The organism is Achromobacter sp. UBA5777 (assembly GCF_002418565.1).
Lineage (GTDB): Bacteria > Pseudomonadota > Gammaproteobacteria > Burkholderiales > Burkholderiaceae_B > Achromobacter > Achromobacter animicus.
On sequence record NZ_DIEJ01000235.1, the window covers coordinates 25,218 to 37,494 of the forward strand.

The window sequence follows — 12,277 nt, forward strand, 5'->3', positions numbered from 1 at the left end:
GTGCCGCAGCTTCAGGTTTGAGCGGAACACGCGGTCCAGGTGCGCCATGCCAGCATCCTTACATATCAGACTTGTTATCTATCGATGCGGCAATTCTATTGGATAGTTATATATAAGCTCACGAGAATAGATCCGGGCGGCCTTGTAGCCTTGAGGGTGCTCACAAAAAAAATCACATCGGAGACAAACCATGAGGCGCATCCCCACCCCTGACCGGGACCGGCGCAGGTTTCTGGCCGGCGCCGCCTGTCTGGGCGCCATGGCCGGCGCTGGCGCGGCCGGCCTGCTGGCCCCCGGCCTGGCCCGCGCCGCGGACTATCCGCAGCGCCCCATCACCTTCATCTGCCCCTGGCCCGTTGGCGGCACGGCGGACCAGTCCATGCGCGCGCTCTGCCAAGTGGCGTCGGGCGTGCTGGGCCAATCCATCGTGGTTGAGAACCGCGCGGGCGCCTCGGGCATGATCGGCACGAAGTCGCTGTCGCAGGCCCAGCCCGACGGCTATACCATCGGCCAGATTCCCATTTCGGTGGCGCGCTTCTCGCAATTGGGCCTGTTGCAGCTCGATCCGCGCAGCGAGCTGACTTATTTGGCCCGTACGTCGGGCCAGACCTTCGGCATCGCAGTGCTTGCCAGTTCGCCGTTCAAGACGTTGCAGGAGGTCGTGGCTTACGCAAAGGCCAATCCCGGCAAGCTGACGTACGGCCACGCCGGCATCGGCGGAGCAACGCATGTGGGCATGGAAGAGTTCGCCATGACGGCCGGCGTGCGTTTCAATGCGATTGCCTACAAGGGCGGCGCGGCCGCCTTGCAGGATGTGCTGGGCGGGCAGATCGACCTGCTGGCGGATTCAAGCTCGTGGGCGCCGCATGTCGAGGCAGGCAAGCTGCGGCTTCTTGCGACCTGGGGTGAGTCGCGCGCCTCGCGTTTCAAGGAGGCCCCCACCCTGAAGGAACTGGGCTACGACGTCGTGGTCGAGGCCCCCAACGGCATCGGCGCGCCCAAAGGCCTGGACCCCGCCGTCGAGCGCAAGCTGCGCGAGGCCTTCCGCACCGCGGTCAAGAGCGACGCCTTCAAACAGGTGGCCGACCGCATCGATGCGCCGGTGATGTACCTGGACGGGCCGGATTACCAGGCTTATGTGGCGTCGGTCTATGCGCAGGAGACCGCGCTGATCGCGCGCCTGAAACTGAAAGAAATGCTGCAGAAAGGCTGATCCCCGGTGACTTCCAATCCCTTGATCCGGCTGCATGCCAACGACAATGTGCTGGTCGCCCGGGAAGCCCTGGCCCTGGGCATGCCTATCCCGGCGCTCGGCCTGCGGGTGCGCGCGCAGGTGCCGGGCGGCCACAAGATTGCGGCCTGCCGGATTCCGGCGGGCACGCCGGTGCGCAAGTACGACGCCATCATCGGCGTGGCCGCGCGCGACATCGAAGCCGGCGAGCACGTGCACGCACACAATCTTGCGCTCGCCGACTTCGAGCGGGATCCGGGCTTCTGCCGCGATGCGCGGCCGGTCGACATCCTGCCCGAGGCCGAACGCGCGACGTTTCAGGGCTACGTCCGGGATGATGGCCGGGTGGGCACGCGCAATTTCATCGGCATCCTCGCGTCGGTGAACTGTTCGTCGACGGTGATCCACCACATCGCGGAGCACTTCACGCCCGAACGCCTCGCCGCGTTTCCCAATGTCGACGGCGTAGTGGCCTTCGCGCAGACGAGCGGCTGCGGCATGTCGTCGCCCAGCGAGCATTTCGATGTCCTGCGACGCACGCTGGCCGGCTATGCGCGGCACCCGAATCTGGCCGGCGTGCTGATCGTAGGACTTGGCTGCGAACGCAATCAGGTTTCGGCGCTGATCGAATCGCAGGATCTGGCCGGGGACGCACGGGTGCGTACGCTCGTGATGCAAGACACGGGCGGCACTCGGGCCACGATCGAGGCCGGCATCCGGACCATCGACGAGATGCTGCCGCGGGCCGATGCCGCGCGCCGCAGCTCAGTGCCGGCAAGCCACCTCAAGATCGGCCTGGAATGCGGCGGATCGGACGGCTACTCCGCCATCACGGCCAATCCCGCGCTGGGGACAGCCATGGACATCCTGGTGCGGCACGGCGGCACGGCGATCCTGTCCGAAACCCCGGAGATCCACGGGGTGGAATATCTGCTGACGCGCCGCGCGGTCACGCCGGAAGTTGGCCAGAAACTGCTGGACCGGCTGGCCTGGTGGGAAAGGTACACGGCCGGACACAACGCGCAGTTCAACGGCGTAGTCGGCCACGGCAACCAGCAAGGCGGCTTGGCCAACATCTTCGAGAAATCGCTGGGGTCCGCCATGAAAGGCGGCACGACGCCGCTGCAGGCCGTGTATGAATATGCCGAACCCATCGACCGCGCCGGCCTGGTTTTCATGGATTCGCCCGGCTACGACCCCGTCGCGGTCACCGGCCAGATCGCCAGTGGCGCCAACCTGATCTGCTTCACGACGGGCCGCGGTTCGATGTTCGGCTCCAAGCCCGCACCCACGCTCAAGCTTGCCAGCAACAGCAGTATGTATGCGCGCCTTGTCGAGGACATGGACATCAATTGCGGCGCGGTTCTCGATGGCGAGGTGGACATCGGGCAGATGGGACAACGCATCTTCGACCATATCCTGCGCGCGGCCTCGGGCGCGCCGACCAAGAGCGAAGCGCTGGGCCTGGGCAACCATGAATTTGTGCCCTGGCATCTGGGCATCGTCAGCTGACCCGTCATTTCAGGAACCTATAGGCATGCCCGCACACAACTCCTTCAAGACTGCCCTCGCCGCGCGCCAAGCCCAGGTCGGCCTGTGGCTCTCGATGGCCGACCCTTATCTGGCCGAGGTCTCCGCCACGGCAGGCTTCGATTGGCTGCTCATCGACGGCGAGCACGCACCGAACGACCTGCGCGGCACCCTGGCCGCCCTGCAGAGCGTTGCGCCCTACCGCGCCCAGCCCGTGGTGCGCGTGGTGGCTGGAGACACCGCACTCATCAAACAGATGCTGGACATCGGCGCAAAGAACCTGCTGGTGCCGATGGTCGACACCGCCGATCAGGCCCGCGCCCTGGTGGCCGCGACCCGCTATCCGCCGCAAGGCATACGCGGCGTCGGCAGCGCCGTGGGACGCGCATCACGCTGGAGCGCCCGTCAGGACTACCTGGAAATCGCCGACGACGAGATCTGCCTGCTGGTGCAGGCGGAAACGGTGCAGGCGCTGTCGAACCTTGAGGCGATCTGCCAGGTGCCCGGCGTGGATGGCGTATTCATCGGGCCGGCCGATCTGGCCGCGTCCATGGGGTATCGGGGGCGGCCCGGGCATCCGGACGTGCAAGCCGCCATCGAGCGAGCAATGCGGGTCATCATCGAACACGGCAAAGCAGCCGGCACCCTGACATCGGACCCCGCGCTGGCGCGCCGTTACCTGGATCTGGGCTGCACCTTCGTGGCGGTAGGCGTTGATGTGCTGCTATACGCAAATAGCGCCCGCCGGCTGGCGGCAAGCTTCTCTTGCGGGGACCCGAACGCCGCGGCGCCCGCCCCGTCCGCCGCCTATTGACCATCCAAAAGCCGCCGATCCGTCCTGTAATCCGGTCTTGCATGACCACGCATTCAGGCATAAATTGATCGGTACCGCTTTTCGACCGGTCATCTCGATCCCCCCGCCCGAATCGCGCGCGAAGGTTGTTTTCTATCTTTTGTTCCCCCAACAGGAGCGATGCGATGCGAGTAAAACACCTGCTTGGCCCAACGACCGTAGCCCTCTCGATGCTCTTCGGGTCGGCTGTCACGGCCGCCCCCTCGGACCCCGCCCCGATCATCACCGGCAAGCACTGGACCGATTCCGACGCCAACCTCAAGAAGGCCTATCTGCTGGGCGTGGCCAATGCGCTTGAGGTCGAACGCGCCTACCAGCAGCGCCGGGCTGTGCCGGATACCCAGACGCTGGTGCCCAAGTTCTCCGCGGGCCTTCAGAACCAGACGCTGGACTCGGTGCGCGAGACCATCGACCGCTGGTATGCCGCCAATCCGGGCCAATTGGATCGCCCCGTCATGGAGACGATCTGGTTTGAGATCGTCGTGCCTGCCACGAAGACGAAACGCACCCCCTAGGAGCCGCCATGAAGACTATCCGCACGATAGGCCTGGCCATTGCGATGGCATCGCTGGCCGCATGCACCAACATGACCAAGGAACAGCAAGGCACCGTCACGGGTGGCTTGATGGGCGCCGCGGCGGGCGCCGGCATTGCCGCCATCGCGGGGGGCAGCGCCTGGACCGGGGCCGCCATTGGCGGTGCAGCCGGCGGTATTGCCGGCAACATCCGCGGCGCGAACCAGTAAACAACGCCAGCAGACAACGCAATACCGACCTGACCCGTCACCCCCCTAACGCCGGCTCGCGTGCAAATGCCAGCCGGCGTTCTTGCGTCTGGAATGTACCTGCACGCCCGCGCCCCTGACTGACCCACCTGCTGCCTTCGTCGGCCGCCTTCGTCGCCCACCTTCGTCCCGCCCACCGCCACGGCTACCCGCTGCGGCCATAGACTGATACGCTTTGCGCCGCAACTTCACCCGGGCGATGCGGATGTTTCTTTCATGATGTACCTGCTGTGGTCCCTGCCGGCGCTGACCGTGATCGCCGCGATCGCGAGCGGGCGCGTCAATACGACCATCGCCGCGGCGCTGGGCCTGCTGGTGGCGCTGCCCATCGCCCTGCTCGTCGCGCCCGCGCCGTTCGCGCTGGCGCAACTGGCCGTTGCCCTGGAGCGCGGGCTCTGGATCGGCTGGATCATCACCCCCTACATCCTCGGCGGCCTGCTGTTCTGGCAGATGGCGGCGCAGGGCGGCATGAGCAAGGGCGCGGCGGGCGGTCCGCCGGACGCCATACGCCTCGATCCGCTCGCACGGCGCCGGCTGCTCTTCTTCGCCTGTTTCCTGGTCGGTCCGTTTGCCGAGTCCGCCACGGGCTTCGGCGTGGGCATGCTGGGAACCGTGATGCTGATCCGCCCGCTGGGCCTGAAGCCGCGCGAGATCATGGTGTTCGCGCTGCTCAGCCAGACCCTGATCCCGTGGGGCGCGATGGGCAGCGGCACGTTGCTGGCCTCGGCCTACGCGCGGGTGCCGGCCACGCAGCTTGCGCTCTACAGCATGGTGCCGGTGGCGCTGCTGATGGGGGTGTGGCTGGCGTTGTACTGGCGCACTGCCGCACGCGCGGCGTTATCCGCGCCTGCGGCCGAACTGGGGCGTGAAGCGGGCTGGATGGCCGCGAGCCTGGCCTTGCTGACGGCAGCGACCGCACTGCTGGGACCGGAAACGGCGCTGCTGGCAGCCTACGGCCCGCTGATCGTGCTGCGCTTCCTGGCGGACCGCAGGCCCGATCGCGGGCAAGCGCTGGACGCCGCACGCCGCGCCCTGCCCTACATCGCGCTCATCGCCTGGCTGGTGGCTACGCGGCTGGTGCCGGGCCTGAATCGCGGCCTTGCCAGTCTGGCGGATCTCAAGCCCTATGCGGACCTGCCGGCCTGGATGCCTTTTCTGCACGCCGGAAGCTGGCTGATCGCGGGCGCGGTAGCCATGGCTGCCTGGAAACGCCATCCGGGCGCGCTGCGGGCTCAGGCACGCGCCGCGTGGATGACAGGACGTCATGCCGTCATGTCCGTCTTTCTGTTCGCAATGATGGCCGAGGTGCTGGCGGGCGCGGGCATTTCTCGGGCGTATGCCGATGGATTATTCTCGAGCCTGCGCGACTGGACTATCCTGATCACGCCGCTTCTGGCCGGCGCGTTCGGCATTCTGGCCAACAGCGGCAATGCGCCAAACAGCCTGTTCATGTCTTCCCAGCTATCATTAGCGCTTCAGGCCGGTCTGAACGTTCCCGCGGCCGCCGCGCTGCTGCACGTCTCGGGCACGTCGATGGGGATTTTTTCGCCGGTCCGGATGTCGATTGCGGCCGGTTTGGCGCATGGACGGGGGCAAGAACGCGGCGTGTATGTTCTACTACTGCCGTTTGCCCTGGCCGCGTTCGGTATCCTGCTGTCGCTGGCGCTGCTCGTGGTCATCTCCGGGTAGAAGTTTTCAGGGCTGCTGAAAGGCCGACAACTGGCGGCGCAGCGGATACGCTCGCCGCCTCAACCTTTTTTTTGTGTAGCACATGGGACTAGAACAATTAGCCGCGATCCGGGAATTGCTTATCAAGCAGTCGCCTGACAAGGCAGGCTCGAAGAACGAATCGCGACCGCAAGGCACGGACAAGCCGCGCCGCCCGCAAGGCGCCGGCAAGGGTCCGCGTCCGCAAGGCGGCGACAAGGCAAAGCGCGCACAAGGCGGCGACAAGGGCCAGCGTGCGCCACGCCCCGAAAAGCGCGAGACGCCGGTCGATCCCGTGGTCGTCGCCATTTCGCGCCTGCAACGTCACTTTCCCAAGGCTTTCCCCAAGAACCCCGCGCCCAAGCTGCCGCTCAAGCTGGGCGTGCTGGCGGACCTGGTGCAACACGCCGAGCAGCTGCAGCTCGACGAGGCGCAGATCAAGGAAGCCGTCAAGACCTGGTGCGATGGCCGCCGCTACTGGGCCAGCATGGTCGAGGACGCGCCGCGCGTGGACCTGAACGGCGAACCCGCCGGCGCCGTGACCGCCAACGAAGCGCGTCACGCCAAGCGCATGGCATCGCGCAATGCGTCGCGCAACGCCGCCCGCGCACGGGCCGAGAAAAAGGCGCAGACGGCTGCCGAACAGACGCCGGCCGCTGACGCCGCCCCTGACACGCAACCTGCCGACGTGCCGTCCGCTGATGTGAAATCGGTGGACGTCAAAGCCGCTGAATCGAAAGCTGCGGACACCAAAGCCGGTGATGCCAAAGCTGCCGACGCCAAACCTGCGGACACTAAAGCCGCAGGCACGACGCCCGCTGACGTCACGCCGCAAGCGTCCGAATAAGCCCGCCATAAGCAATTCAGGCCTGCCGCCCNNCGTTTCCCGGCCTCGCGCAGGCCTTTCTGCATTGGCGCGGCTGTATCTAGTCTGCCTGCTCCAGCGCCGCCAGCGCCTGCTTGATGTAGCCCATGCCCTTATCCGAATAGGTCAGGGTCATGGCCTGCTGATGCCCCGCGCCGTCCATCTTCAGCAAGGACTTGCGCAGGATCTCGACGATCTTGTCTTCGTGCGCCGGGTAGAAGGCTTCGTACTGGTATTGCAGAAACACGAGGCACAGCGCGTTCTCCATGACCTGCACGTCCGGATCCTGCTTGATGCCCTGCTTCATCAGGATTGCCGCCACGCGCTCGCAATCTGCCTGCGGATAGCCTGCTTCCTTCATGATCTCCTGCGCGATGCCGGCGTGATGCCGTGCCAGCGCCTTGCGCCACGTCAGGTAGCCGATGCGCCCTTCGGGATAGCTGGCGCGCGCAATTTCCCAGCGGCCGATGTGCTGGCACCGGGACGCCAGGATCAGCGGCTCGGAAGCATCGGGCGCCAGCGTCATGACCCATTCGTGCAGCTTTTGCGCCAGAAACAGCTCCTGCGGACAGGATTCGCCTTCCCAGGTAAACGTGTTGGGATCGGCGGCGTTGTAGTCGTCGAAGCGGCGCAGAGTCTGCTGCAGGCGGTCGTTCATGGGGTGTGGTGTCTTCGGAAAGCCCGGCGTGTTTGGGCCGGAGCGGAGATTGACAGGCGCAAGCAGGCAATCATACCTGCGGCCTCGGGCGCTGTGCCGTCAAGCCGTTTCGCGCTCGCTGCCTGGCAACGCGTTATGCGCAGGCCACGCGTCTATCGCGGCAAGGCCGGCGCCGGCGTCAGCGGTCCTACCGGCATCTGGCCCGGCCGGGGCGGGATCGGCGGCAGCCAGGTCCGGGTGGGCGCCTTCAGCCCGGGTTGGTCCTGCGGCCGCGCGGGCGTTGCCGCCGGCGACGGGTAGCGGGCCCCCGGACACGAGGTGCCCAGGCAGTCCCGATTGATCTTGCCCGGGTCTACGATGCGCGGGCAATCGGTGCCCAGGCACGTATCGGGCAGGGTGCGGGCTGACGTTGGCGGGGATGGCACAGTCGGAAGCGGATCGCGCGCCAGCGCAGGTGCAGCGGCCAGCGCCGACAACGCACCCAATGCTCCCAGCACCGCGGCAAACAAAGGTTTCATTGACCGGGCTCCACGGAATCGGTCCAGGCCGAAGCCTGGACGCGATTCGAGTGTGCTCCCGAACCCCGCCCCTAGCAAGGCGGGATCCGCGCCGTTCAATCCAGGCGGATGTCGGTGCTAGCCACGACCTTGGCCCAGCGTGCGCGCTCGCTGCTGAAGAATTGCGCAAGTTCGGCCGGGCTCTTGGTGACGATCTCGGCGCCCTGCTCGTTCAACTGCGCCGTGACGTCCGGCTGGGTGACGATCTGCGCCATCAGCATCTGCAGGCGGGCCGCCACCGGGTCGGTCATGTTGGACGGGGCCATCACGCCTTGCCACGTGCCGGACTCAAAGCCCTTCACGCCCTGCTCGGAGATGGTGGGAATGTCCGGCACCAGCTTCATGCGTTCGCTCTTGGAAATCGCGATCGCGCGCAGCTTGCCCGACTTGATGTGCGGCAGCGTGGCCAGCAGCCCGTTCATGATGATCTGCGTCTGGCCGCCGATGGTGTCGGTGACCGCCTGCGAACCGCCCTTGTACGGCACGTATTCCCACTGCGCGCCGGTGGCCTGCTGAACCGCAACGGCCGCCAGGTGAGGCGCGCTGCCGATCGCGGTGACGGCGAAGTTGATGCGTTCTTTCTTGGACAGTTCGACCAGATCCTGCACGGTCTTGGCCTTCACGTCCGGATGCACGGCCAGCACGTGCGGCGAATACGCCAGCATGCCGACGGCGCGCAGGTCCTTGGACGGATCAAAGGTCAGCTTCGTGTAGACGGACGGACTGATCGCCAGCGCGCCGACGTCGCACAAGAGGACCGTGTGGCCTTCGTTCGCCGACTGCACCACCAGACCGGCGCCCAGGTTGCCGTTGGCGCCGGGCTTGTTTTCGACGACCACGGTCTGCTTGAGCACTTCGGCCAGCCGGGGCGCCAGGATGCGCGCGATGATGTCCGACGAGCCGCCGGGCGGGTAAGGCACGACGATGCGCACGGGCCGCGTCGGCCATTCCGCCGATTGGGCCCATGCCGGCACCAGGGGCGTCAGGCAAAGCGCCGCGGCGCTGCCCAGGAACTGTCTCTTGCTCGGGTTCATGCTGTCTCCACACTGTTTGGTATGTGTGTTGAAGTGTCCCGCGGCCTGGTGAGGCCGCGGTGGGGATGTGCCTATGCCGCGCCGCGGGTCTCCACGTACAGGGCATAGAGCGAATGGCTGCTCGCCATGAAGAGGCGGTTGCGCTTGGCGCCGCCAAAGCAAAGATTGGCGCAGCGTTCCGGCAGGCGGATGTGGCCGATGGCCTTGCCCGCGGGGTTGAACACCATCACGCCGTCCAGGTCCTCGGCTTTGGCGTCGGGCGAGCCGTTGCTGCCCCAGCCGCACCACAGGTTGCCGGCCTCGTCGCACTTGATGCCGTCGATGGCGCCGGGTCCTTGCGCGTCGACGTGAAGGCGCTTGTTGGACAACGCGCCGTCCGCGCCCACATCAAAGGCCCAGATCACGCGATTGGGCTGGTGACGCGATTCGACGATGTACAGCACTTTCTCGTCGGGCGAAAAGCACAGGCCGTTGGGACCGGCCAGGTCGGCAAGCGCCAGCGTCACGTGGCCGTTGGCGGGATCGATGCGATAGACGGAGTGCGGCAGCTCGGGCGTGGCCTTGTCGCCTTCCCAGTGCCCGCCGATGCCGAAGGGCGGATCGGTGAACCAGATGGCGCCGTTTCGCTGGCACACGATGTCATTCGGCGAATTGAACGGCTTGCCGTCGAAGCGGTCCGCCAGCACCGTGATGCTGCCGTCATATTCCGTGCGTGTGACGCGGCGCGTCAGGTGTTCGCAGGCCAGCAGGCGGCCCTGGCGGTCCCGGGCGAGCCCGTTGCTGAAGTTGGACGGATGGCGGAACACGCTGGTTTGGCCTGTGGTTTCGTCCCAGCGGATGATGCGGTTATTGGGGATGTCCGAGGCGAGCAGATAGCGCCCGTCGCCAAACCACACCGGACCTTCCAGCCAGCGAAAGCCGGTCGCCAACTGTTCCACGCTGCTGCTGTAGATGCGGTACTTGGCGAATTCCGGGTCCAGAATCCGGACGGAGGGATCCGGGTAGCGCTGCTGCGGGGTGAAGCTGAAAGACTGCGCGTGCACCAGACTGGCAGGGGCCAGTGCAAGCGCGGCGCCCAGCAGCCGGCGCCGGCCGGCCTGGACTTGCGGGTCAATTTCCATCGGCTGTCTCCTCTCGGTGGTTTTATTCTGCGATGGCGCTAGGGATGGGTCGGGCCCCCGTTCAGGTCACGGGGCCCGGGTTGAACAGCGCCAGGGCGTTGTGCAGCTTGAGTTTTTCCGCACAGGTCTGCTTCTTGCCGCTGGCCACGTCCAGCATCATCTGAAAGAGCTGCCAGCCCACTTGCTCGATCGAGGCCTGGCCGGTGGCGATGACGCCGGCATCCACGTCCATCAGGTCGTGCCAGCGGCGCGCCAGCGCCGAGCGCGTGGCGACCTTGATGACCGGCACCTGCGCCAGCCCGTAGGGCGTGCCGCGGCCGGTGGTGAAGATGTGCAGATTCATGCCGGCAGCCAGTTGCAACGTGCCGCAGATGAAGTCGCTGGCGGGCGTGGCCGCAAAGATCAGGCCCTTGCGCGTCAGACGGTCGCCCGGCGACAAGACGCCATGAATCGGCGAGGAACCCGACTTGACGATCGACCCCATGGCCTTTTCGACAATGTTGGACAGGCCGCCCTTCTTGTTGCCGGGACTGGTGTTGGCGCTGCGGTCGGCCATGCCGCGCTGCAGGTACGCGTCGTACCAGGCCATTTCGCGGATCAGCGCGTCCGCGACTTCGGGCGTTTCGGCGCGGGCAGTCAGCTGGTCGATGCCGTCGCGTACCTCGGTGTTCTCGGAGAACATCACGGTGCCGCCGGCACGCACCAGCAGGTCAGTGGCAAAGCCGACGGCGGGATTGGCCGTCACACCGGAAAACGCATCGCTGCCGCCGCACTGCACGCCGACGGTCAGGTCCGACACCGGGCAGGTTTCGCGCTGGCGGGCGTTGAGCTTCTGCAAATGGCGCTCGGCGGTGCGCATGATGAGCTGGATCATCGAATCGAAGCCGATGTTCTCTTCGTCCTGCAGGACGATGGTGTCCACGCCGTCGCCGCCCATGCCCTCGCCGGCACGGATGGGAATGGCGGTGGGCGCCAGCAGGCGCTCCGGCTGCAGCTTTTCACAGCCCAGGCTGACGACCATGGACGTGCCGCCGAAATTCGGGTTGCGGGCGATGTTGTGCAGCGTGCGGATGGGAATGGCCGCGCCGGGCGCGTCGATGGCCACGCCGCAGCCGTAGGTGTGCTCGATGCCCACCACGTCGTCCACGTTCGGGTACAGCGGCAGCAGTTCGCGGCGGATGCGCGCGACCGCGTGCTCGACGACGCCCTGCACACACTGCACCGTGGTGCTGATGGCAAGAATGTTGCGCGTGCCGACGGTGCCGTCCGCGTTGCGGTAGCCCTGAAAGGTGTAGCCCTCGAGCGGCGGCAGCGGCGCAATCCGCGTGGAGACCGGCAGGTCTTCCAGCGTGCGGGCCGTCGGCATCGTAGTGACGCGCTCGTTGATCCAGCTGCCGCGCGGCAGCGCCTTGGCGGCATAGCCGACCACCACGTTGTAGCGCCTGACCTCGTCGCCCTCGGCCAGATCGGTCAGGGCAACCTTATGCCCTTGTGGCACGGCGTCGACCAACTGAAGCCCATCGGGCAGAACGGTTCCCGACGGCAACCCGCCATCGTTGGCCACGATGGCGACGTTGTCGTCGGGATGAATCTTGATGAGAACGGGCGCCTGCTCGACTGCAACCTGCATGATGAATCCTTTAGCCTGATGGATGCCCCGCTGCGGGCACCGTACGTTATCGTACAACCAAGAGAATATCGCTGAAAGGCTTCAGAAAGGAATTTCGGGTTTCCCCTTGTAAATGCCGCGCCACATGGGGACACGCCTTGAATCCGGCAAATTGATGTTGTACGATGACTCACCTTTTACCACCGCATCCCGTTCGCAAGCACCAACCTTTCGCCTGCGACGGCCATTTAGGGATGAGCGCAACATGACGACTCCGCAAGAACTCAAGGCCATTGTTTCGGAAGGTTTGCTTTCCTTCCCCGTGACC

At 66.1% G+C, this 12,277-nt stretch carries 12 protein-coding genes; 7 read left to right on the forward strand and 5 right to left on the reverse strand.

Translation table 11 applies throughout. The features are described from left to right. Window positions 1-190: 190 nt before the first annotated feature. The 7 genes from B3446_RS19330 (at window position 191) to B3446_RS19360 (ending at window position 6,952) form a co-directional block, all read left to right on the forward strand. Window positions 191-1,213, forward strand: a complete 1,023-nt coding sequence (locus B3446_RS19330) for a tripartite tricarboxylate transporter substrate binding protein (protein WP_291384197.1) — start codon at window positions 191-193, stop codon at window positions 1,211-1,213. A gap of 6 nt (window positions 1,214-1,219) precedes the next feature. After that, window positions 1,220-2,743: a UxaA family hydrolase gene (locus B3446_RS19335; RefSeq protein WP_291384199.1), complete on the forward strand. Its 1,524-nt coding sequence runs from the start codon at window positions 1,220-1,222 to the stop codon at window positions 2,741-2,743. A 25-nt stretch (window positions 2,744-2,768) separates the two neighbouring features. Next, complete coding sequence (hpaI, locus tag B3446_RS19340) at window positions 2,769-3,575, forward strand: 4-hydroxy-2-oxoheptanedioate aldolase (RefSeq protein WP_291384201.1); 807 nt, start codon at window positions 2,769-2,771, stop codon at window positions 3,573-3,575. Between the two features lie 164 nt (window positions 3,576-3,739). Continuing rightward, window positions 3,740-4,129: a hypothetical protein gene (locus B3446_RS19345; protein ID WP_191577210.1), complete on the forward strand. Its 390-nt coding sequence runs from the start codon at window positions 3,740-3,742 to the stop codon at window positions 4,127-4,129. Between the two features lie 8 nt (window positions 4,130-4,137). Next, entirely contained in the window at window positions 4,138-4,359 is a 222-nt protein-coding gene (locus tag B3446_RS19350) for a hypothetical protein (protein WP_056318016.1), read from the forward strand. A gap of 255 nt (window positions 4,360-4,614) precedes the next feature. Next, window positions 4,615-6,087: a hypothetical protein gene (locus B3446_RS19355; protein WP_291384204.1), complete on the forward strand. Its 1,473-nt coding sequence runs from the start codon at window positions 4,615-4,617 to the stop codon at window positions 6,085-6,087. An 82-nt stretch (window positions 6,088-6,169) separates the two neighbouring features. After that, window positions 6,170-6,952 carry a ProQ/FinO family protein gene (locus B3446_RS19360; RefSeq protein ID WP_291384206.1) on the forward strand — a complete coding sequence of 261 codons (783 nt, stop codon included), beginning with the start codon at window positions 6,170-6,172 and terminating at the stop codon, window positions 6,950-6,952. Between the two features lie 79 nt (window positions 6,953-7,031). Here the strand turns inward: B3446_RS19360 and B3446_RS19365 are convergent, their stop codons facing one another. The 5 genes from B3446_RS19365 to garD all read right to left on the reverse strand — a co-directional run bounded on the left by B3446_RS19365 (window position 7,032) and on the right by garD (window position 11,970). Beyond that, window positions 7,032-7,628 carry a DUF4202 domain-containing protein gene (locus B3446_RS19365; protein WP_291384208.1) on the reverse strand — a complete coding sequence of 199 codons (597 nt, stop codon included), beginning with the start codon at window positions 7,626-7,628 and terminating at the stop codon, window positions 7,032-7,034. A gap of 152 nt (window positions 7,629-7,780) precedes the next feature. Beyond that, window positions 7,781-8,146 (reverse strand): hypothetical protein, encoded by a 366-nt coding sequence (locus B3446_RS19370; protein ID WP_291384210.1) that lies wholly within the window; start codon window positions 8,144-8,146, stop codon window positions 7,781-7,783. A 95-nt stretch (window positions 8,147-8,241) separates the two neighbouring features. After that, window positions 8,242-9,219: a Bug family tripartite tricarboxylate transporter substrate binding protein gene (locus B3446_RS19375; protein ID WP_175121465.1), complete on the reverse strand. Its 978-nt coding sequence runs from the start codon at window positions 9,217-9,219 to the stop codon at window positions 8,242-8,244. A 71-nt stretch (window positions 9,220-9,290) separates the two neighbouring features. Continuing rightward, window positions 9,291-10,340 (reverse strand): SMP-30/gluconolactonase/LRE family protein, encoded by a 1,050-nt coding sequence (locus B3446_RS19380; RefSeq protein WP_291384214.1) that lies wholly within the window; start codon window positions 10,338-10,340, stop codon window positions 9,291-9,293. Between the two features lie 61 nt (window positions 10,341-10,401). Next, window positions 10,402-11,970 carry a galactarate dehydratase gene (gene garD, locus B3446_RS19385; protein WP_191577213.1) on the reverse strand — a complete coding sequence of 523 codons (1,569 nt, stop codon included), beginning with the start codon at window positions 11,968-11,970 and terminating at the stop codon, window positions 10,402-10,404. Window positions 11,971-12,277: the final 307 nt, after the last annotated feature.